We start from the raw sequence: 20868 nt of genomic DNA on the forward strand, positions 1-20868 counted from the left end.
CGCCTCAGGTGTTGCGCTCGTACACCATCCGCAGGCCGATCAGGGTGATCATCGGCTCGTGATGGGTGATCGTCGCGCACTCGTTGATCACGAGGGAGGCCAGCCCGCCGGTGGCGATCACCGCCGTCACCCCGCCCAGCTCCTCGGACATCCGCTCGACGATCCGGTCCACCTGGCCGGCGAAGCCGAAGTAGAGACCGGACTGGAGACACTCCACGGTGTTCTTGCCGATCACCGAACGGGGCTTCGTCGCCTCCACCTTGCGCAGCTGCGCGGCGCGGGCGGCCAGCGCGTCGAAGGAGATCTCGATGCCGGGCGCGAACGCCCCGCCGAGGAACTCGCCGCGACCGCTGATCACGTCGAAGTTGGTGGTGGTGCCGAAGTCCACCACGATCGACGGCCCGCCGTAGAGGGTGTACGCGGCAAGCGTGTTCACCACCCGGTCGGAGCCGACCTCCTTCGGGTTGTCGATGGCGAGCTGCACCCCGGTGCGGACGCCCGGCTCGACGATCACGCTGGGCAGGTCGGTGTAGTAGCGCGACAGCATGGCGCGCAGCGAGCGCAGCGCGGCGGGCACCGTCGAGCAGGCGGCCACCCCGGTGATCTCCACGGCGTCACCGGCCAGCAACCCGCGGAACATCAGGCCCAGCTCGTCCGCCGTCGAGCGGGCGTCGGTCTTGATCCGCCACGAGTGCACCAGCTTGTCGCCGTCGAAGGTCGCCAGCACGGTGTTGGTGTTTCCGATGTCGATGCAGAGCAGCACAGCGGCAGCCTATTCGGAGCGCAGATCGAGGGCGATGTCCAGGATCGGCGAGGAGTGCGTCAACGCGCCGACGGAGATGAAGTCGACGCCGGTGGCGCCGTACTCGGCGGCCACCGGCAGGGTCAACCCGCCGGTCGCCTCCAGCTCGGCCCGGTCGCCCACCGCCGCGACCACCTCGCGCAGCTGCGCCGGGGTCATGTTGTCCAGCAGCAGGAAGTCCGCGCCCGCCTCGACCGCCTCCACCGCCTCGGCCAGGGTGTCCACCTCGACCTGCACCGGCACGTCCGGGAACGCCGCCCGGACCCGCCGGTAGGCGGGGGCGATGCCCCCGGCGGCCAGCTTGTGGTTGTCCTTGATCATGGCGACGTCGTGCAGGCCCATCCGCTTGTTGGTGCCGCCGCCGGCGCGGACCGCGTACTTCTCCAGGGCCCGCAGGCCGGGAGTGGTCTTGCGGGTGTCCAGCACCATCGCCTTCGTGCCGGCCAGGGCGTCCGCCCAGGCCCGGGTGTGCGTCGCCACCCCGGACATCCGGCAGAGCAGGTTCAGCGCGGTGCGTTCGGCGGTCAGCAGCAGCCGGGTCGGGCCGGCCACCGTGGCCAGCACGTCACCGCGCGCCACCCGCTGCCCGTCGTGGGCCACCACCGACACCTCGACCGTACGCTCCGCCCCGGTCACCGCGCCGACCAGCTCGAACACGGCCGCCGCCACGGCCAGCCCGGCCACCACGCCGTCCGCCCGGGCCACCAGATCCGCGGTGTCGGCCTGCCCGGTCGGGATGGTGGCGACGCTTGTGACGTCCAGGAAATCCGGCCCCAGGTCCTCGATCAGCGCGCCCTCGATCACCCGCCGGACCTGCGCCGGGTCCAGCCCGGCGGCGGTCAGCTCCCGCTGCGTGGACTCCCTCACGACGGTTTCCCCTCTCGGCTCACTGTTCCTGCCAGCGCTCGGTCAACCGCCCCGCCGGCCCGATCCCGCCGACCAGGTGGCCGCGCCACCGCTCGTCGGCCGCCGGGAAGTCCTCCCGCCAGTGGCAACCCCGCGTCTCCCGCCGGGCGTACGCCGCGGCGACCAGCTTCGACGCCACGGTGATCAGGTTCGTCGCCTCCCAGTCGGCGGTGCGCGGGGCGCCCCGGCCCGCGCCCAGCCCGGTCAGCGTGGCGGCGGTCGCGGCCAGGGTCTCCGCCGAGCGGAGCACCCCCGCGCCCCGGGTCATCGCCCGTTGCAGGGACGCCGTACCGGCCGCCGGGACCACCCAGCCCCCGCCGCCCACCCAGGCGCCCGTCTCCGCCGGCTTCGCCTGCTCGGGCAGCCCGGCCGCGATGTCGTCGGCGATCCGGCGGGAGAACACCAGCCCCTCCAGCAGCGAGTTGCTGGCCAGCCGGTTCGCGCCGTGCACGCCGGTGCAGGCGACCTCGCCGCAGGCGTACAGGCCGGGGATGGAGGTGCGGCCCCGCAGGTCCGTGCGGACCCCGCCGGAGGCGTAGTGCGCGGCCGGGGCGACCGGGATCAGGTCGACCGCCGGGTCCACGCCGATCGCCAGGCAGGACGCGACGATGGTGGGGAACCGCCCGGCGAGGAAGTCCCCGCCGAGGTGGCGGGCGTCCAGATACACGTGGTCCGCGCCGGTGTCCAGCAGCACCCGGTGGATGCCCTTGGCCACCACGTCCCGGGGGGCCAGCTCGGCCAGCTCGTGCCGGCCCACCATGAACCGCTTGCCGTCGCCGTCCACCAGGTGGGCGCCCTCGCCGCGCAGCGCCTCGGAGACCAGCGGCTGCTGGGCCAGGCCGGCGCCGGGCACCCGGGCGGGCTCGGGCACGATCAGCGCGGTCGGGTGGAACTGGACGAACTCCACGTCGGTCACCGTCGCGCCGGCCCGCATCGCCAGCGCCACCCCGTCGCCGGTGGAGACCGCCGGATTGGTGGTGGCCGCGAAGACCTGGCCCATGCCGCCGGTCGCCAGCACCACCGCCCGGGCCAGGATCGCGCCGACGCCGTCCTCGCTGCCCTCGCCGAGCACGTGCAGGGTGATCCCACAGGCCGGGCCGAGCCCGTCCGGCCCGGCACCGGGAGCGCGCAACAGATCCAGCACCAGGGCGTGCTCGACCAGCCGGATCCACGGGTCGCGCCCGACCGCGGCGTGCAACGCCCGCTGCACCTCCGCGCCGGTGGCGTCGCCGCCGGCGTGCACGATCCGGTCCGCCCGGTGGCCGCCCTCGCGGGTGAGCATCAGCGAGCCGTCCGGGTTCCGGTCGAAGGCCGCGCCGACCCGCATCAGCTCGCGCAGCCGGGTCGGCCCCTCCTCGACCAGCACCCGCACCGCCGCCGGGTCGCACAGCCCGACGCCGGCCAGCTCGGTGTCGTACGCGTGCGCGGCGGGAGTGTCCGCCGGGTCGAGCACCGCGGCGATCCCGCCCTGCGCCCAGCGGGTCGAGCCCTCGTCCATGTCGACCTTGGTCACCACGGTGACGTGCAGCCCGGCCTCGCGCAGGTGCAGCGCGGCGGTGAGACCGGCGACGCCGGAGCCCACCACGATCACGTCGGTGGTCTCCACCCAGCCGGGTGCGGGCGCGGCCAGCAGCCTCGGCAGCTCGGGCAGCTCGACGCTCGACAGGTCCATGCCCACAGTCAACCCGAAGGCCCCTCACCCCGGGCGGCGGGGGCGGGACGAGTGGTTTCGGCTACCTCGTCCGGGGCGGCAGCCCGGCCGGCCCGGCGTCCTTCAGCGAGCCGGTCACCGTACGCTGGCTGAGCCACAGGTAGCAGCGGACCCCGCGGTCACCGACGCCCCAGCGGCCCGCCCCGGGCGGCCGGACCACGACGGCGCTGCGGATCGGCAGGACCCGGTCGTTCGGCACCCCGACGTACCGGCTGAGCACCGCCCGGCAGCCGGCGTAGAGCGGCACCCAGTCGGCCTGCGCCACCGGGTACGGGCGGTCCGGCGCCCGCCACACGCCGACGAACTCGGCGTCGTGCCGGGTGCCGCAGGGCACCGGGAGCAACCGGTGCACGTCCCGCCCCCCGCCGGCCCGGGTCTGCTGGCAGCCCAGCCGCAGCGCGGAGGCGCCCTTCAACGCGTCGCGCAGGCTGCCGGTGCGGAGCACCACCGTGCCCGCCGCCTCCACCGTGTTCACCTCGCTGAGGTCACAGCGGAACCAGCGGGAACCCGCCGTCCAGCCAAGGCGGGAGGGCAGCGCCACGGCCAGCCGCAGCCGACCGGCCCGCCAGTCGTCGCCCACGTACCCGGTGGCCCGGGTGTCGCACTCGGCGAACGCGCCGCGCAGCTCCGCCGAGCCGCCGGCGGGCGGGGCGGCCCGCCCGGCGGGGAAGGCGCCGACGTGGACGGTCTCCACCCGGTGCGGCACCGCGCAGTCGACCGGCCGGTAGCCGGCGAGTGTGACCGGATCGACGAAGTCGGCCACCTGGCACTCCCCGGCGGCGGGGGTGAACGGGGCGGCCGCCGGCAGCGCGGCCCAGTCATCGGTCAGGTCACCGTCGAGGCCGGTCGGGGCGGCGCAGGCGGTCAGCACGGCCACGGTGATCGCCGCGGCCAGTGACGTCAGCACCCTGCGCATCGCGGCCTCCCCCAGCCGGCGACCGTCACCCGACGGCGACCCCAGGGTAACCGGAAATGACCTTCCCGTGACAGACCGGATTCGGCGCGCGGGGTGCGCGGAGATGTTAGGAGGGGGCCCTTCCTATACAAAATGCGTTAAGAAGGGGCCCTTCCTTACCCCGCCAGCGGGTTGCGCACGGGGTCGCCGGCGGTGCCGGGCGCGGCGGTGGCCGGGTCGGCGTTCAGCTCGACCACCCTGTTGTCGGCGTCCACGTGCACCACCCGGGGCCGGTACGCGCGCGCCTCGGCGTCGTCGAACTGCCCGTACGAGATGAGGATGACCAGGTCACCGGGGTGCACCAGGTGGGCGGCGGCGCCGTTGATGCCGATCACGCCGCTGCCCCGCTCGCCCGGGATCACGTACGTCTCCAGCCGCGCCCCGTTGGTGATGTCCACGATCGCCACCTGCTCCCCCGGCAGCAGGTCGGCGGCGTCGAGCAGGTCCTGGTCCACCGTCACCGAACCGACGTAGTGCAGGTCGGCCTGGGTCACCGTGGCCCGGTGGATCTTCGACTTGAGCATGGTGCGGAACATCGGCTGCCTCTCAGCGGCGGTGGTGGGTGGCGGGGCGGTCAGGGGCGCGGGGCGAGTTCGAGCCCCGCGTTGTCGATCAGTCGGGTCGTGCCGACCCAGGCCGCGACGAGCAGCCGGGCCGGGCCGGCCACCGGGCCCGGCTCCAGCTCGGCGTCGGTGAGCACCAGGTAGTCCAGCCGGCCCCCGCCCGGAGCGGCGTCGAAGGCGCGGTGGGCGGCGGTCAGCACCGCGGCCGCGTCCCCGCCCCGTTCGGCCGCCTCGACACCGGCCCGCAGCGCGGCGGAGAGGCTCAGCGCCGCCTGCCGCTCCGGGCCGGCGAGGTAGCGGTTGCGGCTGGACAGGGCCAACCCGTCCGGCTCCCGGACGGTCGGCACGCCGACGATCTCCACCGGCACGTCGAGGTCGCGCGCCATCCGCCGGACCAGGGTCAGCTGCTGGTAGTCCTTCTCGCCGAAGAAGGCCAGGTCGGCGCGGGTGAGCTGGAGCAGCTTCAGGACCACGGTGAGCACCCCGTGGAAGAAGCCGGGCCGGCTCTGCCCCTCCAGATCCTCGCCGAGCTGACCCGGGTTCACCCGGACCCGCGGCTGACCGTCCGGGTACATGTCGGCCACCGACGGCGCGAAGACCAGGTCGGCGCCGGCCCGCCGGCAGATCTCCAGGTCCGCGTCCAGGGTGCGCGGGTAGCGGTCGAAGTCCTCGTTCGGGCCGAACTGCAACGGGTTGACGAAGATCGTGACGAGGACGTGGTCGGCCTGCTCCCGGGCGGCCCGCAGCAGTGTCTCGTGCCCGGCGTGCAACGCGCCCATGGTCATCACCACGCCGACGGTGCCGGCCAGCCCCGCCCGCGCCTTGGCCAACTCGTCGCGCGTGTGCACCAGCTCCGTCATGCTCGGCCCCCTTTCGTCCGCGACTGCGGGGCTCGCGAAACCGGCTCGCTCCGCGCGCTCACGCGGCCACCTCCAGCCCGCTCAGCACGTCGAGCAGCGGTTCGGCGTCCGCCGGGCGCAGCCGACCGGCGGCGATCGCCCGGTCCGCCGTCCGTCGGGCCAACGCCAGGTAGGGGGCCAGGGATTCCGGCGCGGTCGCGGCCAGCCGCTCCAGGTGCCGGCGTACGGTGCCCGCGTCGCCCCGCGACACCGGCCCGGTCAGCGCGTCGTCCCCGAGCCGCAGGGCGTTCTCCAGCGCCGCCCGCAGCAGCGGGGCGAGCACCTTCTCCGGCCGGTCCACCCCGGCGTCGCGCAGCCGGTCGGCCGCCTCGTTGACCAGGGTGACCAGGTGGTTCGCGCCGTGCGCCAGCGCCGCGTGATAGAGCGCGCGGTCCGCCTCGCCCACCCACTCGGGCACCCCGCCCAGGTCGGCGACGAGCCGGGCGGCGAACGGGCGCAGCTCGGCCGGGGCGGTCACCCCGTACGAGATGCCGGCCAGCCGGCCCAGGTCCTCGGGCGTACCGGTGAAGGTCATCGCGGGGTGCAGGGCCAGCGGCCGGACGCCGACGGCGACGGCCGGGTCGAGCACCGCCAGCCCGTGCGCGCCCGAGGTGTGCGCGATCACCTGGCCGGGCCGGAGCGCGCCGGTCCGGGCCAGGCCGGCGACCACGGCGGCCAGCGCGTCGTCCGGGACGGCGACGACGAGCAGGTCGGTGGCGGCGCGGGCGACCGAGGTGGCGGAGCGGTTGCGGGCCTCGGGGAGGAGCAGCGCGATCCGGGCCTTCGCGGCACCGGAGACGCCGGAGGCGGCGACCACCCGGTGCCCGGCGGCGGCGAGGGCCGCGCCCAGCACGGCACCGACCCGGCCGGCGCCGAGCACGCCGACGGTGAGGGTACGAGGGGGCATGAACGGGGCGCCGGAGGGGGCGCCGCCCGGTGCCGCGGCGGCCCCGTGCGGGGCGGCCGGACGCGGGCGCGACGGTGCGCTCATGGCAATCGATCCAGTCCTCGAAGGGGGTACCGGTCGATGGCAAGTATGCGCCGGGGTTACGGAACGAAGACAAGGATGTGTGAAAACCTTCACCGGCCGTACCAAAGGGGTTTCGGCCGGCACTGCGGGTGTCCGTCCCGGGGGCCGTACCGTCGGCGGGTGACCTCCACCGAGTGGCTGCCCTGGCGGGTGGCGATGGACCGGGCGCTGTACGGGCCCGGGGGCTTCTTCGTCGCGGGCCGGGGACCGGCCGCCCACTTCCGCACCAGCGTCCACGCGTCGCCGGTCTTCGTCGCCTGCCTGCTGCGCCTGGTCGAGTCGGTGGACCGCGCGCTCGGCCGGCCCGCCCGCTTCGAGGTGGTCGACGTGGGGGCCGGCCGGGGCGAGCTGTTGCGGGCGTTGTCGCTCGCCGCCGGACAGTCGCCGGCCGCGCTCGCCCGGCGGCTACGCCTCACCGCCGTCGAGAAGGCCCCCCGGCCCGCCGACCTGCCCCCCGAGATCGACTGGCGCCCGGACATCCCCGCCGACATCACCGGCCTCCTCCTGGCCACCGAATGGCTCGACAACGTCCCCCTCGACCTCGCCACCCCCACCCCCACCGGCTGGCACTACCTCCTGGTGGACCCCACCACCGGCAACGAACGCCCCGGCCCCCCGCTGACCCCCCAGGACGCGCACTGGCTCCACCACTGGTGGCCCGGGGCGGTGCGGCGGGGGGAGATCGGGCGGGCGCGGGATGAGGCGTGGGCGGGGGCGGTGGGGAACGTGGCGCGGGGGGTGGCGGTGGCGGTGGACTACGGGCACCTGCGGGGGGAGCGGCCGGTGGACGGGACGCTGACCGGGTACCGGGACGGGCGGCAGGTGCCGCCGGTGCCCGACGGGTCCTGCGACGTCACCGCGCACGTCGCCATGGACTCGGTCGCCGCCGCCGGTGAGCGGGTCGCCGGGTGCGCGTACACCCTGGTCTCGCAGCGGGAGGCGCTGCGCGCGCTCGGGGCCGACGGCGGCCGGCCGCCGCTGGCCCTGGCCTCCCGCGACCCGGCCGGCTATCTGCGGGCGCTGGCCGCCGCGTCGGCGGTGGCCGAGCTGACCGACCCGGCCGGCCTCGGCGGGCACCGGTGGCTGCTGCAACCGGTCGGCGTCGCGCTGCCGCCGCCCATGGCACGATGACGGGCATGACCACCGACGCCGCCGACCTCCGCGAGCTGACCGTCGGCACCGGCGCCGGCGGCGAGCAGCTCGGCACGGACATGGTGCTCAACATCGGCCCGCAGCACCCGTCCACGCACGGCGTGCTCCGGCTGAAGCTGGTGCTCGACGGCGAGCGGGTGGTCTCCGCCGAACCGATCATCGGCTACATGCACCGGGGCGCCGAGAAGCTCTTCGAGGTCCGCGACTACCGGCAGATCATCGTGCTGGCCAACCGGCACGACTGGCTGTCCGCCTTCTCCAACGAGCTGGGCGTGGCGCTCGCCGTCGAACGGCTGATGGGCATGGAGGTGCCCGAGCGCGCGACCTGGCTGCGGATGGCGCTGGCCGAGCTGAACCGGGTGCTCAACCACCTGATGTTCCTCGGCTCGTACCCGCTGGAGATCGGCGCGATCACGCCGATGTTCTACGCCTTCCGGGAGCGGGAGACCATCCAGGCGGTGCTCGAGGAGGTCTCCGGCGGCCGGATCCACTACATGTTCAACCGGGTCGGCGGCCTGAAGGAGGAGGTGCCGGCCGGCTGGACCGGGCGGGCCCGGGCCGCCATCGGCGAGGTGCGCCGACGGATGCCGGACCTGGACAACCTGATCCGGCGCAACGACATCTTCCTGGCCCGCACCGTCGGGGTGGGCGTCCTCTCGGCGGCCGACGCCGCCGCGTTCGGCGCGTCCGGGCCGGTCGCCCGGGCCTCCGGGCTGGACCTCGACCTGCGCCGGGACGAGCCCTACCTGGCGTACGGGGAGCTGGACGTCCCGGTGGTGACCAAGACCGCCGGGGACTGCCACGCCCGCTTCGAGGTGCTGCTCGACCAGGTGTACGCCTCCCTGGACCTCGCCGAGCAGTGCCTGGACCGGGTCGACCGGCTCACCGGGCCGGTGAACACCCGGCTGCCCAAGGTGCTCAAGGCGCCCGAGGGGCACACCTACGCCTGGACCGAGAACCCGCTCGGCATCAACGGCTACTACCTGGTGTCCCGGGGGGAGAAGACCCCCTGGCGGCTCAAGCTGCGCACCGCGTCGTACGCCAACGTGCAGGCGCTCGCGACGCTGCTGCCCGGCTGCCTGGTGCCGGACCTGATCGCCATCCTCGGCTCGATGTTCTTCGTGGTCGGCGACATCGACAAGTGACCCGCCCGGGCCGTCGGTCCGGAGTTCGGCCCGGCCGCCGGCTTCCCCGCGGCCGGACCGTCGAGGGACGGGCGGTCAGCGCCAGCGGTCGCCGGCGCGGGGCACGTCGTCCCGGGGCGGGTTACCGTACGGCTCGCTTTCGGCGCGGCGCCGGCCGGACCGGTCCGGTTCCGGCTGGCCGGCCCCCCACCGGTCGGGCTGCTGCGCCGGCGCACGCCACTCCCCCGGCACCGGCACCCCGCCGGCCGGCAGGGCGGGCGGGGCCTCCGCCCAGCCGTACCCGGGGGGTGGCTCGTCGTGCTCCTGACGGACGGCCGCCCACCGGTCCCGCATCCGGTAGCCACTGCCGTCGGCGTGCACCTCGGCCCGGCGCTCGCCGACCCGTACCTCCCGCCCGTGCTCGTCGTCGCGCACCTCGGCCCACCGGTCCCCGGTCCGCAACGCCGACCAGTACTCACCCGACGGGGAAGCATCCGGCGCGGCGGACCGGTCCCGCTCGGCGGGACGCCACGCCGGCTCCGGCCCGTCGGCCGGCGCGCCCCAGGTCGCCTCGGCGGCGCGGTGACCACGCTCGGCGGTCCGGCCGTCGCCCGGTGACCAGCCGCCGTCGTCGTGGCCGCCCGGCCAGCCACGGTCCGGGCCCCGCCGGTCCGCGGCCGCTCCCGGCCCCGCGAAGTCGTCACGCGGGGCGGACCAGCCCTGGTCGTCGCGAGCGGTCCCCGCTCCGGCCCAGCGCTGGTCGCTCGGCTCGTCGGCCGCACCGGACCAGCCTCGCTCACCGCGCGCCTCGACCGGTCCCGCCCGGCCCCGGCCGGCGGGCCCGTCGGCCGGGCCGGCCCAGCCCCGGTCACCGGACCCCTGATCCGGGCCGGCCCAGCCCCGGTCGGTCGGCCCGTCGGCCCGGTCGGGCCAGCCGCGGGCCGCGGGCGGGCCGACCGGTGCGGTCCTGGGGCGGTCGTCGCGGCCGCGGGCGTCCGGCTCGCCGGTCGCGGACCGCTCGCCGCCCCACGGGCGGTCCTCCCCGCTCGGCGCGGACCAACCGCCGGCGTATCCGCCGTGCCGGCCACCGGGAAGGTCACCGCCATCCACGACGGTATGCCGGGTGACGTGCACGGTCTCGGTGTGCCGGTAGACGCCGGCCGGCCGGGCCGGCTGGTCGGGTGCGACCGGCCGCGGCTCGGGCTCCGGCACCCGGGCGCTCGCCGCGTGCGAGGCGGAGCGGCCGACCGGCTCCCCGGCGCCGTACTGCCCCGAGCCGTACGAACCGGTGGGCCGGGGGGCGGGGCGCTCGTTGTCCTCATCGGCCGTCCGGTGGGCCGGCTCGGCGGCGTCGTCGGGGGTGGCCACGGCCCGGCCCCAGCCGCCCCGGGCGTCGTCCCGGACCGGCTGACGGGCCCGCGCGGACGCCCCGTCGTCGTACCCGGGCACCCGGGCCCGGCCGGCGCCGGCCGGCTCACCCGCCGGGGCGGGGGTCCCGCCGGCCACCGCCACCGCGACGGCGTCCATCCGGGCGCGCAGCCCGTCCACCGTGTCCTGGGCCCGCTGGGCCTGGTCGAGCGCCTGGTTGCCGCGCTGGGCGGCGGCCACGATCTCCGCCCGGAGCTCGCGGCGCAGCTGCTCGATCTCCTCCCACACCTGCTCGTCCACGGCCCGGCCGGCGGTCCCGTCGCCGCGCAGCGCGATGGAGAGGCCGATCAGCACCACGGCCAGGACGGCGAGGACCGCGCCGAAGCGCAGCAGGCCGTTGCCGTCGGCGAAGAGCAGGATGAGGGCCGCGACGGGCGCGAACGCCACACCGATCCAGAAGAGGACGGTCAGCAGCGAGGACGCGCGCCTGTCTGTGGGGGCAACCGGGGTGGACACGGCAACGCAGCCTACCGAGAGTCACCCCGGTGAGGGAACGGGGCAGTTGCCCCGAACCGGACCGGCGACGACCGTCGGGCCGGCCGGCGACCGGGCCTGATCGCCCTTCGGGCTGGTCAGACGGGCGGGCGGAGACCGGACCGCGGCCCGAGGGCGACTTCCGGCCACCGGTGGCCGGAACCACCGGTGGCCGGACGCCGGTCAGCTGCCGGCGAGCGCCGCGTCGGACGAGAAGACCAGGCCGACGCTCGCCCGGCCCTGCCGCAGCGCGGTCTTGGTCTGCGGGCCGCCCGCGTCCAGCGAGCTGAACGAGCCGGCCTTGAAGTCGTAGACCTCGACCAGGCCCGCCTGGCACTTCGGCCGCTGCGGGCACTCCGGCGGGCCGGCGAGCACCGTCGCCTGACCGGAGCACTTGCTCGCCAGGTCGGAGAGGGTCCGCACGCCGTGCTTGTCGGCGAACGCCTTGGTGACCGCGAAGGCGTTCTGGTCCTGCGCGGCGGACGGGGTGCCGAAGACGATGCCGACCTTGTCGCCCTCCGCCTTCAGCGCGGTGACGGTCTTGTCCAGCTCAGGCGAGGAGACCGGCGGCGGGTTCTGGCCGTTGGCCTTGGTGTTGAGGAACTCGGCCATCGTCGCCGCGTACTCCGGGACGACCTGGATCTCGCCCTTTTCCAGCGCGGGCTCGTAGAGCTCGCGGTTGCCGATCGTCTGCACCTTGACCTGGTAGCCGGCGGCGGTGAGCGCGATCTTGTAGAGCTCGGCGATGGTCTGGCTCTCGCTGAAGTTGGCGGCGCCGACCACGAGCTGGCCGCCCGGGCCCTTGGCGATGCCGCCGGTCACGTCGTTGGCCTTGGCGAACTCCTGCGCGGCGACCTGCGGGCTCTTCCGGTCCTGGTCGGTGGCCTTGTTCAGCTCGATCAGCTTCGGCGTGTCCAGCGCCGCGGAGACCTTGTCCAGGGCGGCGAGCAGCTGCGGGTTGGCCGCGTCGGCGTTGACCGCCGGAATGATGTTGTCGGTGTTCTGGAGCTTCTTGTCGTCGTCGAGGGCGACCAGCTGCTCACCCGCCACCGGCTCGCAGCCGGCACCGGAGGCGCCCTGCTCGGGGGCCTTGGTGCCGGACGAGCCGGCGCCACCGCAACCGGTGAGCAGGCCGGCGGCCAGGAGGCCGACGGCCCCGACGGCCAGTCGATTACGTGCGCGCATCATGCCCGCCTTCCGTGTCCCGGCGCGACCCCTGCCGGGCCGGCCGCGTGTCCGACGGGCCCGCCCGTTGCGGCACCCGCGATTACACCCAACATCCTCCGCAGGGGACCGACAACCTGAAGCGTTCTTCGTCACCGGATCGTCACCGGATCCGGCCTCGATGACCGTTTTCGCTCAGTTTCCCGCCGTTGCGTCGGCCGCCCGCCGCTGCGCCGGGCGTACGGCCGGACGCAGCGCCCGCGGGGTGACCACCCGCTCGACGAGGGCCAGCACCCCCTCCGCCAGTACGGCCAGCCCCGCCACCAGCACGCCGCCCGCGATGATCTGCCCCCCACCGGCCGCGATGTCCAGCCCGAAACCGGCCCGGATGATCTGCCCCAGCCCGCCGCCGTCGACGAACGAGGCCAGCGCGGCGGTGGCGATCACCTGCACGGCCGCCGTCCGGAACCCGGCCGCCAGGTAGGGCACCGCGAGCGGCAGCTCGACCCGGCGCAGCACCTGGCCGCCCGAGAGCCCCATGCCGCGGGCCGCGTCCCGCGCCTCCGGGTCCACCTGGCGCACCCCGGTGTACGCGTTGGCGAGCAGCGGCGGCACCGCGAACACCGCCAGCGCGACCACCACCGCCGGCCGGCCGAACCCGAGGAAGGTCAACGGCAGGATGGTCAGCAGGGCCAGCGTGGGCACGGCCAGCGTGACGTTGGAGACCAGCACGACGAGCCCGCCGCCCCGGCCGGTGTGCCCGAGCCAGAGGCCGAGCGGCCAGGCCACCAGGCAGCCGAGCAGGACGGCGGCGGCCGACATGGTCAGGTGCTCGCCGAGCCGGTCCAGCACCCCACCCGGGTTTGTCCAGTTCAGCGGGTCGTTGAGCCAGAGCACCGCCTGCCCCACCGGGTTCATGAGCTGCTCCTTGCCCGCAGCCACGGCATGAGCAGCCGGCCGGCGCCCAACAGGATCAGGTCCAGCACGAGGGCCAGCAGCACGCAGAGCACGGTGCCGGTCATGATCTGCGCCTTGTAGAAGTTGTTCTGGAAGCCGGCGAAGATGAGCTGCCCCAGCCCGCCCCGGCCGACCACCACCCCGACGGTGACCAGGGCGACGGTCGAGACGGTGGCGAGCCGTACGCCGGTCAGGATGCCCGGCAGCGCCAGCGGCAGCTCGACCCGGAACAGCCGGCCCCAGCGGCCGTACCCCATTCCCTCGGCCGCCTCGCGGATCTCCGGCGGCACCTGGGCCAGCCCGGCCAGCGCGTTGCGCACGATCACCAGCAGCGCGTACAGCACCACCACGCTGAGCACGGTGACCGCGCCGATGCCCAGGTACGGCGCGAGGAAGGCGAACAGCGCGAGCGACGGGACGGTGTACAGGACCCCGGTCAGCGCCACGATCGGCCCGGCGAGCGAGCGGAACCAGTACGCTGCCACCGCCAGCGGCAGGGCGACGAGCGCGGCGATCAGCACCGCGCGGGCGGTCAGCGAGGCGTGCTCGCGCAGCGCGGCGAGGATCGTGTCAGAGTTGTCCCGCACGTACTGCCAGGAGAACCACGGGTTACCGGGGGCCGCCCGGTAGCTCAGCTGGAAGGACACACGTGGACGTTACCCCGGACACCACGGACCCCGCCGGGCACAGCGCTGCCTCGATCACCCTCGACGGCATCGGCAAGCGCTATCCCGACGGCACCGAGGCGGTACGCGAGCTGAGCCTGGAGGTCAAGGCCGGCGAGCTGGTGGTGCTGATCGGCCCCTCGGGCTGCGGCAAGTCCACCGTGCTGCGGATGATCAACCGGTTGATCGAGCCGACCGCCGGCCGGATCCTGCTCGGCGACGACGACGTCACCCGGGTCGACCCGGTACGGCTGCGCCGCCGGATCGGGTACGTCATCCAGAACGTCGGCCTCTTTCCACACCAGACGGTCAGCGCCAACGTGGCCACCGTGCCCGGGCTGCTCGGCTGGCCGAAGGAGCGCACCCGCAAGCGCGTGGACGAGCTGCTGGAGCTGGTCGGCCTGGACCCGGCGCAGTTCGGCCGCCGCTACCCGCACGAGCTCTCCGGCGGCCAGCGGCAGCGGGTCGGGGTCGCCCGGGCGCTCGCCGCCGATCCGGTGGTGCTGCTGATGGACGAGCCGTTCTCGGCCGTCGACCCGATCGTGCGTACCCGCCTCCAGGAGGAGTTCCTGCGGTTGCAGGCCGAGGTCCGCAAGACCATCGTGCTGGTCACCCACGACCTCGACGAGGCGGTCCGGCTGGGCGACCGGATCGCGGTGCTCTCCGAGGGCGGCCGGCTCGAGCAGTACGACCCGCCGGCCGCGCTGCTCGGGTCGCCCGCGTCGGACTTCGTCCGCGAGTTCGTCGGCGCCGACCGCGGCATCCGGCGACTCGCGGTCACCCCGGTCACCCGGGACCGGCTGGAGCCGGTGCCGGCCGGCACGACCGACCTGCCGACGGTGGCGCTGGGCGGCTCCGCGTACGACGCGCTGGCGGTGATGCTCACCGCGACGGCGGACCGCGCCCTGGTCACCGAGGACGGCCGCCCGGTCGGCGTGCTCAGCCGGGAACGGGTGCTCGCCCTCGGCCACCCGGAGTCCTGAACCGGGCCCGGCCACCAAGCGGCGTGAGCCGCGTCAGGCGCGACCGCCCAGCGGGCGGCGTGAGCCGCGTCAGGCGCGACCGCCCAGGCTGGCCAGGCCGACGATCCAGCCGGCGAAGAAGCCGTACGTGGCGCCGGTGCCGGCCGCCTGGAAGCTGACCAGCAGGGACGCGTCGGTGCCGAGGAACGCGGCGAGCAGCGCGGCCAGGCCGGCGGCCAGCGCGTACGCCGCCCAGCCGGTGCAGAACTGGCTCAGCGAGCCGGGCACCCGGGCGGCCTGGGCGGCGGGCATCAGGTAGAGCAGCCCGGCGGCCAGCAGCACCAGCAGGATCGCCCGCAGGTCGCCGCCGGAGATCCGGTCGGCCGAGTCGCCCATCCCGAACCGCCAGGCGGGCCAGGCGAGCAGCCGCAGGAACCAGCTGCCGGCCCCGTCCGGATCGGTGTGCGTGGCGGCCCAGCCGACATACCACGGGCTGCCGCAGACGGCGACCAGGATGAGCACGGCCAGGGTGCCGGTGCCCGCGGCGGTGCCGTACCCGCTGACGGTCCGGGGGCGGTTGGTCAGGGCCATGCCGCGCTCAGTTCCCGCCCGCTCGGATCGGGCAAACCTGCGCGCCGGCCGGGCCCGCCGGGTCAGTGCTTCAGCAGGTAGTCGATGAAGGCGGCCCGCAGCAGCGGCGCCGACTCCTCGTAGCCGTGCCCGGTCAGCTCGCGCCACAGCGCCGACGCCTCGTCGATGGTCGGGCCGACGGAGTTGGGCGCGCCGTCCAGCGCGGCGGCCTCGTCGGCGTTCGGCAGGTGCCGCAGCACCGACCAGAAGAACCCGACGTCGCGTCGCTCCCGGGCCAGCGCGAACGCCCGCTCCCGCAACTCCTCCGTGGAGAGCGCGTCGAGCTCCGCGAAGGAGCGCCCCTCGGTGCCGGTGGCAGGTGTGTCGGTCATGCCGCCGAGCCTAACCGGCGAGATCACCTTCGGCTCGCCGGACGCGGCGGACGGCCGGCCTACCGGTCGGTGCTGTCCCAGCGGTTGGGGCCGGACTCCCAGCGCGGCCCCTCCCACTGCGCCGGCGGCTCCACCGCCTGGGTGGGCATCGCCGGCGGCCAGTTCTCCACCGGGGCGGGCTGGGGCAGCGACCAGCCGCCGCTGAGCGCGCCGTCGCGGGGTGGCGCCGGCTCGGCCACCCCGCCGGTCGCGGGCCGGCCGGCAGACTCGATCAGCCGGGTCACCAGCAGGCCGAGCCCGAGGGCCACCCCGCCGACCGCCCAGCGGCTGAACGTCCAACCCCGGGCGTCGGCCCAGGCCAGGAAGACCACCGTCAGCCCGACCGCGAGGAGGGTGCCGAAGACGCCGCCCCGACGGCCGTACAGGCTGGTGCCGGCGAGCGCCGCGATCCCGACGGCCAGCACCGTCCAGTCCAGCCCGGTGCCGGGCGCGACCGGTTCGGCGCCGTTCGCGGCGATCAGGATCCCGGCGAGGGTGGCCAGCACGGTCGAGCCGACCAGCCCGCCGACGGCGATCACCGCGGCCGCCACCCCGCGCCGCCGGGCCGGGTCGGCGACCGGCCGAAACCGGCCGATCAGCCGGCGGATCGACCGGACCGCGCCGAACAGCCCGCCGAGGACGGCCGCCGCGGCGAAACCGGCGAGCAGGTACCAGGCGCTGCGCCGCGGGTCGTACTCGCCCTGGACCAGCACCGGCGTGGCGCGGCGCTCGATGTACACGATCACGCCGGCCGCGCCGGCGAGGGTGGCCGCCCAGCCGGGCACCTGGAACACCACCATCGCGAGGCCCACCGCCAGCCCGCCCAGCGCGGCGACGGCCAGCGCCGGGACGGCGGCCGCCGCCACCCCCCGGTCACCCTGCTCGGCGAAGTGCAGCGCCGCGGCGACGGCGACCGGCCCGACCGCGAGGTTCACCGCGGCGGTGCGCAGGCTGAGCCCGGCGGCGAGGGCGAGCAGGCCGTACGCCACCACGTCGACGGCCAGGGCGCGCAGGGCCGCGCCGCGCAGGGCGCCGGCGTCCCGCTGCCAGAGCAGGAGCGTCACCACCACCAGCGCGACGAGCAGGACCAGCTCCCAGCACGCGTGCACGGCGATCCGGTCCCGGCCCTGCTCCTCGACCGCACGGTCGTCGGGAGTGTGCTCCGGCCCGGCCGCGGGAACCCCGGAGGACGGCTCCGCCGTCGTGCTCCAGCCAGGTTCGTCGTACCCCATGACGCGCGCCTCCCGCGGTGGGCGGCCGTCCCACTGTCGCCCGCAGGGACCGGGGCGGCCGTTGCTCTCGGTCGCCAGGCACGGTACCTGCGCCGGGGGCGACGCGTAACCCCCCCTGATCAGCGCTGACCGGGACGATTCTCCCGGTCGGCGCCCGCCCGGTCCTCGTCGTCCTCCTGCTCCGGCACCCGGCAGGAGCGCTCCAGCCAGAGCGCGGCGGCGACCAGGGCGAGCGCGGCGACCAGCCCGGCGATGGCGGCCGGCCGGTCCTCGATGGCGGCGTTGGTGTCCTCGATGAACAGCCAGCCGGTGATGCCGGCGTAGAAGCCGAGGAAGATCGCGCCGGCGAGCGCGGACGCCTTCGCCAACACCACGAACCGGGCCACCAGCAGCGGATTGACCGGGTCCCGGCCGGGCCGGCGCTCGATCCGGTTGCGGGTGTTGAGCGCGGCGTACGCCTCCAGCACCGCCAGCCCGGCCAGCGTGATCACCGGCAGCCAGGGCAGGCTCGGCACCACGTCGTAGTAGAACGCGCTGACCAGCAGCCAGGCCAGCGCGGCGGCGGCCAGGGCCGCGACCACGAGCGTCGAAACGCGGGTGGGGCCCATCCGGAAACGGTCGGGATCGCCCCCGCGCGGGGACTGCGCCTGGGTCATGCCAGCCGGCTCCACTGGGTCATGCGTCCGACTCTATCGCCAGATCGGGCCGCGGACCGAGTTCCAGGGCGTCGGAGGCGAGCGGCTCGGCGTTCAGCAGGTCGGTGAGCCAGCCGTGCCCGGGCAGCCGGCCGTGCGGCTCGATGTCGATCCACGGCCGCAGCACGAAGGCGCGCAGGTGGGCGCGGGGATGCGGCAGGGTCAGCTCGGGGTCGTCGCTGAACACCGGCTCGCCCGCGTCGTCCCAGACCGCGACGACGTCCACGTCGAGGGTGCGTGGCCCGTACCGGCGCTCCGGGTCGCGGGTGCGGCCGGCCGCCGTCTCGGCGGCCCGGGCCCGGTCCAGCCAGTCGCGCGGGCCGGCCGCCGGCTCCGCGACCAGCACCGCCGCGTTGAGGTACGCGGGCTGGTCTGCGTCCCCCCACGGTGGAGTCTCGTAGACGCCCGAGACGACCCGCACGGCGTCGCCGAGCGCGGCCACCGCCGCGCGCAGGTGGGCGAGGCGGTCGCCGAGGTTGCTGCCGATCGACAGCACGGCCCGGCTCACCGGGTACGCCGCATCGTCACGGCCACGTCGGCGAAGGCGTGCGGGATCGGGGCCTCCGGCTTGTGCACGGTGATCGTGGCGGCGGCCACCAGCGGTTCGGCCAGGCAGACCGCGAGCAGCCGGTCGGCGAGGGTCTCGATCAGGTTGACCGGCTCCCCGGTGACCACGGCGACCAGCTGCTCGGCCAGCTCGCCGTAGTGCACCGTGTCGGCCACAAGGTCGGAGCGGGCGGCCGGGCCGAGGTCGAGTTCGAGCACCGCGTCGACCACGAACTCCTGCCCGTCGGCGCGTTCGAAGTCGTACACCCCGTGCCGGCCGTGCGCGCGCAGGCCGGTCAGCTCGATCCGGTCGGTCATCGGTCCCCTTCGTTCCCGGCGCCGGCCGGCGCCGGCGCCACCAGGTGGGGGCGGCCGGTGGCCCGCCAGACGGCGAGCGCGTCGGCGGTGCCCCGCACGTCGTGCACCCGGACTCCCCACGCCCCCGCCGCCACCGCGAGCAGGCTGGTGGCGACGGTGGCCGCCTCCCGGCCGGAGGTGGGCCGGGGCGTGCCGTCGGCGTCGGCCAGCAGGCGGCCCAGGTAGGACTTGCGGCTGGCCCCGAAGAGCAGCGGGAACCCGAGGCCGATCAGCTCGGGCAGGCGGGCGCTGAGCTCCCAGTTGTGCGCGGCGGTCTTGGCGAAGCCGAGCCCGGGATCGATGACGATCCGGTCGGCGGCGACGCCGGCGGCGAGGGCCGCGTCGACCCGCTGGCCCAGCTCGACCCGGACGTCGGCGACCACGTCGGTGTAGCTGGCCAGGGCGCGCATCTCGCGGGAGTGCCCGCGCCAGTGCATCAGCACCCAGGGGCAGCCGGCGTCGCGGACCACCCGGGCCATGTCCGGGTCGGCGAGGCCGCCGGAGACGTCGTTGACCACGTCCGCGCCGGCGGCCAGGGCCGCCTCGGCCACCCGGGCCCGGCTGGTGTCGATGCTGACCGGGATGCCGGCGGCGTGCAGCTCCCGGACCACCGGGAGGATCCGGGCGGTCTCGGTCTCGGCGTCCACCCGCTCGGCGCCCGGCCGGGTGGACTCGCCGCCCACGTCGACCAGCCCGGCACCCTCCGCGCGGAGCCGCACCCCGTGTGCGACGGCGGCGTCGAGGTTGCCGTATCGGCCGCCGTCGGAGAAGGAGTCGGGCGTGACGTTGAGGACGCCCATCACCACCGGGTCCGTCGCCCGTACCAGATCGGTCACGACTGCACGGTACCGGGCGCGAGCCGGGCGACCGGCGGCCCGGGTGACCGCCCGGAAGACCGGCCCTGACGTGCCTATTGGAACAGGTGTACGATCGGTCGTCCGGGGCCGATCGGGTCGACTCTTCGCGGCTTGTCGCAAAGGGGGGCGGCCCGTACGCTTTGGAATGGCCCAGCAACGGGCGGGCGAAGACCGGAGGGAGGGCTCTAGCGGGGCAAATCCCCCCAGACGTCGCCACCGTCCGTGGCGAAGTGACAGACACAGTGTCAGGGACGCCATGTCATCGAGAACGCGTCCCGCCAGGTTCGCCCGACTGCACCACCGCGGCTCCCCCCGGGCCGCGACATGGGGAGGTTTCCAGTGATCGCCATCGAGCTCGTGGAGACGGCGACGTCCGGTGTCACCCAGCTGTTCCACACCCTGACGTCGACCCCGCTCGCCGAGCCGGCCCCCAAGGGCATCGACACCAACGGCGTGGTCTCCTTCTTCGCCAGCAAGATCGCACCGATCCTGCTGGCCGTGCTCGGGGTCATCTTCATCGGGCGGGCCAGCCGCGGTGAGATCTCGAAGGTGCTGACCAGCTCCGCCATCGCCATCGTCGGGCTCGCCTTCATCGCCGGCGCGGCCACCCTCTTCTTCGTCGGCGACTACCTGATCGACCTGATCTTCGAGTAGGCGCGGGGCGACCTATGCGGCTGCGCACCGACGACGACATCTACCGGGCACGCCTGGTCTATCTGGGCCCGCCCGGCTACACCCTGCCCGTCCACCTGCCGTACGCGCAGTACGGCCTGTTCATGCTGCTCGTACCCCTCTACGTGTTCATCCACTGGCTGTTCACGATGAGCGTCGACCTCTTCCCGGCGTGGGAGATCGCGCTCGCCATCGTGACCACCTCGTTCATCTTCCGGTACGTCGACCCGGACCGGCCGGCGCGGATGGTGATCCGCACCGCGCTGACGGACTGGCGCCGTACCCGGGAACCGGCCGCCGAACAGCGCGACCCGCGCCTGGTGGCGAGCCGGATCAGGATCCGGGAGGAGCTGGCATGACCGGGTGCGCGCCGACGGCACGACCCCACGACACGGGTGAGGCGGTGGCATGAACCGCTCCTCCACGCCGGGCTCCCCGGCCGGACGGCATGCCGGCCCGCGCGTTAACCGTGCGCGGTCGATCGACTACACCGAGGAAGAACAGCCCGACGAGACCGCCCTGGTGCCGGGGCCCGGCCACGGGCGGGTCGGCGTCTTCCAGGCCCCCCGGCCCGGCCCCGCGCGGCCGGTCGAGCCCGCGGGCCCGCCGCCGCTGGCCGGCGACGGCACGGACATCGACTCCCCCTTCCTCGACCTGTTCGGCGGTGCCCGGCCGAGCCGTGCGGCGCTGCCCGCGCCACCCGCCGCCCGCCGCCC

General features: G+C 75.4%; 24 protein-coding genes. 6 read left to right on the forward strand and 18 right to left on the reverse strand.

The features are described from left to right. Positions 1–4: 4 nt before the first annotated feature. The 7 genes from K7640_RS15190 to K7640_RS15220 form a co-directional block, all read right to left on the reverse strand. A complete protein-coding gene (locus tag K7640_RS15190) occupies positions 5–763 on the reverse strand; it encodes a type III pantothenate kinase (protein WP_222955449.1) in 759 nt (252 codons plus the stop codon). Positions 764–772: 9 nt separating this feature from the next. Then, positions 773–1669: a carboxylating nicotinate-nucleotide diphosphorylase gene (nadC, locus tag K7640_RS15195; protein WP_222955450.1), complete on the reverse strand. Its 897-nt coding sequence runs from the start codon at positions 1667–1669 to the stop codon at positions 773–775. A 19-nt stretch (positions 1670–1688) separates the two neighbouring features. Then, the gene (locus tag K7640_RS15200) at positions 1689–3380 is read right to left on the reverse strand and encodes an L-aspartate oxidase (protein ID WP_222955451.1); all 1692 of its coding nucleotides are present in this window, start codon (positions 3378–3380) and stop codon (positions 1689–1691) included. Positions 3381–3441: 61 nt separating this feature from the next. Continuing rightward, positions 3442–4335 carry a septum formation family protein gene (locus tag K7640_RS15205; RefSeq protein WP_222955452.1) on the reverse strand — a complete coding sequence of 298 codons (894 nt, stop codon included), beginning with the start codon at positions 4333–4335 and terminating at the stop codon, positions 3442–3444. A 155-nt stretch (positions 4336–4490) separates the two neighbouring features. After that, on the reverse strand, positions 4491–4910 hold the full coding sequence (gene panD / locus K7640_RS15210) for an aspartate 1-decarboxylase (RefSeq protein WP_222955453.1): 420 nt from the start codon (positions 4908–4910) through the stop codon (positions 4491–4493). 38 nt (positions 4911–4948) lie between these two features. Next, a complete protein-coding gene (gene panC, locus K7640_RS15215) occupies positions 4949–5797 on the reverse strand; it encodes a pantoate--beta-alanine ligase (RefSeq protein WP_222955454.1) in 849 nt (282 codons plus the stop codon). A gap of 58 nt (positions 5798–5855) precedes the next feature. Then, positions 5856–6827: a Rossmann-like and DUF2520 domain-containing protein gene (locus K7640_RS15220; protein WP_222955455.1), complete on the reverse strand. Its 972-nt coding sequence runs from the start codon at positions 6825–6827 to the stop codon at positions 5856–5858. Between the two features lie 195 nt (positions 6828–7022). On the opposite strand from K7640_RS15220, the gene K7640_RS15225 reads away from it, so the two are divergent. Both K7640_RS15225 and K7640_RS15230 read left to right on the forward strand, forming a co-directional pair. Next, positions 7023–7997, forward strand: a complete 975-nt coding sequence (locus tag K7640_RS15225; protein WP_255609148.1) for an SAM-dependent methyltransferase — start codon at positions 7023–7025, stop codon at positions 7995–7997. Then, a complete protein-coding gene (locus K7640_RS15230; protein WP_222955457.1) occupies positions 7994–9163 on the forward strand; it encodes an NADH-quinone oxidoreductase subunit D in 1170 nt (389 codons plus the stop codon). Before K7640_RS15225 ends, K7640_RS15230 begins: the two co-directional genes overlap by 4 nt. A 75-nt stretch (positions 9164–9238) precedes the next feature. Here the strand turns inward: K7640_RS15230 and K7640_RS15235 are convergent, their stop codons facing one another. The 4 genes from K7640_RS15235 to K7640_RS15250 all read right to left on the reverse strand — a co-directional run bounded on the left by K7640_RS15235 (position 9239) and on the right by K7640_RS15250 (position 13812). Beyond that, entirely contained in the window at positions 9239–11026 is a 1788-nt protein-coding gene (locus K7640_RS15235; RefSeq protein ID WP_222955458.1) for a hypothetical protein, read from the reverse strand. 201 nt (positions 11027–11227) lie between these two features. Next, entirely contained in the window at positions 11228–12229 is a 1002-nt protein-coding gene (locus tag K7640_RS15240; RefSeq protein ID WP_222955459.1) for a glycine betaine ABC transporter substrate-binding protein, read from the reverse strand. A gap of 174 nt (positions 12230–12403) precedes the next feature. Continuing rightward, the gene (locus K7640_RS15245; protein ID WP_222955460.1) at positions 12404–13126 is read right to left on the reverse strand and encodes an ABC transporter permease; all 723 of its coding nucleotides are present in this window, start codon (positions 13124–13126) and stop codon (positions 12404–12406) included. Then, positions 13123–13812, reverse strand: a complete 690-nt coding sequence (locus K7640_RS15250; protein WP_222955461.1) for an ABC transporter permease — start codon at positions 13810–13812, stop codon at positions 13123–13125. The genes K7640_RS15245 and K7640_RS15250 overlap by 4 nt, the downstream gene beginning before the upstream one ends. Positions 13813–13814: 2 nt before the next feature. On the opposite strand from K7640_RS15250, the gene K7640_RS15255 reads away from it, so the two are divergent. After that, a complete protein-coding gene (locus tag K7640_RS15255) occupies positions 13815–14813 on the forward strand; it encodes an ABC transporter ATP-binding protein (RefSeq protein WP_222955462.1) in 999 nt (332 codons plus the stop codon). A 69-nt stretch (positions 14814–14882) separates the two neighbouring features. Here the strand turns inward: K7640_RS15255 and K7640_RS15260 are convergent, their stop codons facing one another. The 7 genes from K7640_RS15260 to folP form a co-directional block, all read right to left on the reverse strand. Continuing rightward, entirely contained in the window at positions 14883–15383 is a 501-nt protein-coding gene (locus K7640_RS15260) for a hypothetical protein (protein ID WP_222955463.1), read from the reverse strand. A 62-nt stretch (positions 15384–15445) separates the two neighbouring features. After that, entirely contained in the window at positions 15446–15754 is a 309-nt protein-coding gene (locus K7640_RS15265; protein WP_222955464.1) for a hypothetical protein, read from the reverse strand. Positions 15755–15813: 59 nt separating this feature from the next. Then, positions 15814–17025 carry an ABC transporter permease gene (locus K7640_RS15270; protein ID WP_222955465.1) on the reverse strand — a complete coding sequence of 404 codons (1212 nt, stop codon included), beginning with the start codon at positions 17023–17025 and terminating at the stop codon, positions 15814–15816. Between the two features lie 119 nt (positions 17026–17144). Further along, complete coding sequence (locus K7640_RS15275) at positions 17145–17681, reverse strand: DUF3180 domain-containing protein (RefSeq protein ID WP_222955466.1); 537 nt, start codon at positions 17679–17681, stop codon at positions 17145–17147. 19 nt (positions 17682–17700) lie between these two features. Continuing rightward, entirely contained in the window at positions 17701–18228 is a 528-nt protein-coding gene (folK, locus tag K7640_RS15280; protein WP_222955467.1) for a 2-amino-4-hydroxy-6-hydroxymethyldihydropteridine diphosphokinase, read from the reverse strand. Next, a complete protein-coding gene (folB, locus tag K7640_RS15285) occupies positions 18225–18584 on the reverse strand; it encodes a dihydroneopterin aldolase (RefSeq protein ID WP_222955468.1) in 360 nt (119 codons plus the stop codon). The genes folK and folB overlap by 4 nt, the downstream gene beginning before the upstream one ends. After that, positions 18581–19459 (reverse strand): dihydropteroate synthase, encoded by an 879-nt coding sequence (gene folP / locus K7640_RS15290; protein ID WP_222955469.1) that lies wholly within the window; start codon positions 19457–19459, stop codon positions 18581–18583. The genes folB and folP overlap by 4 nt, the downstream gene beginning before the upstream one ends. 360 nt (positions 19460–19819) lie before the next feature. Here folP and K7640_RS15295 point away from each other — a divergent pair, with 360 nt between their 5' ends. The 3 genes from K7640_RS15295 to K7640_RS15305 all read left to right on the forward strand — a co-directional run. Further along, entirely contained in the window at positions 19820–20134 is a 315-nt protein-coding gene (locus K7640_RS15295; RefSeq protein WP_222955470.1) for a hypothetical protein, read from the forward strand. 14 nt (positions 20135–20148) lie between these two features. Further along, positions 20149–20511, forward strand: a complete 363-nt coding sequence (locus tag K7640_RS15300; RefSeq protein ID WP_222955471.1) for a hypothetical protein — start codon at positions 20149–20151, stop codon at positions 20509–20511. 49 nt (positions 20512–20560) lie between these two features. Next, positions 20561–20868 (forward strand): hypothetical protein (locus K7640_RS15305; RefSeq protein ID WP_222955472.1); only part of this gene is annotated, 308 nt, incomplete at its 3' end.

Origin of the sequence: Micromonospora sp. PLK6-60 (assembly GCF_019890675.1) — a bacterium.
Classification (GTDB): Bacteria; Actinomycetota; Actinomycetes; order Mycobacteriales; family Micromonosporaceae; genus Micromonospora.